Raw genomic sequence first — 572 nt, forward strand, 5'->3', positions numbered from 1 at the left:
TCAAAGAACTAGTGGGTGCTCGCTCAGTCGATGAAGTCTTAGGTCGAGAAGAAAACATGTTCTTCGAAGTACCAAAAGAGCTGCAAATCAAGCAAGTGGACTGATATCCATTTATCGAATATTCAAAAGGCGACCTCAAGGTCGCCTTTTTTGATCGTATGTTTCGCTCATATTCGGCACTTAGTGGCTGATACCTAGCATCTCTTTGAGTACTTTGAGGTAACGACGGCTTACTGGAATCTCAAAGCCTGTTTTAGTGATGATTTCGGCTAGACCATTTTCCAGCAGCTTGATTTCACTGATGGCCTTAATGCTCACTAAATATTGGCGATGACAACGCGCTAAGGGCGTTTTTTCTTCCAGTGTTTTTAACGTGAGCTGAGTGCTTGCTGTTTGGTTGGTGGAACGTACATGCACACCGCTAATATCGCTATAAGCACATTCCACCGTCTCGGTTGCCATGATCACAATCCGATTGTGTCCAATACAAGGAATTTGATCCAAAGTATCGGGTGTAATCGCAGACAGTTGTTGAGTTAACGCTGATTGACTGATCACCTTGTTTAGGCGCT

Annotated in this window: 1 protein-coding gene and 1 pseudogene; one reads left to right on the plus strand and one right to left on the minus strand. The window is 43.9% G+C overall.

The annotated features are described in order from the left end of the window. Positions 1-104: pseudogene (gene ispH, locus R7Z49_RS26655) on the plus strand (4-hydroxy-3-methylbut-2-enyl diphosphate reductase); the annotation flags it as partial. Positions 105-180: 76 nt separating this feature from the next. Here the strand turns inward: ispH and R7Z49_RS26660 are convergent. Then, on the minus strand, positions 181-572 hold a 392-nt coding region (locus R7Z49_RS26660; protein ID WP_318112677.1), incomplete at its 5' end, for a LytTR family transcriptional regulator DNA-binding domain-containing protein.

The organism is Vibrio sp. 1562 (assembly GCF_033340155.1).
Classification (GTDB): Bacteria; Pseudomonadota; Gammaproteobacteria; order Enterobacterales; family Vibrionaceae; genus Vibrio; species Vibrio alginolyticus.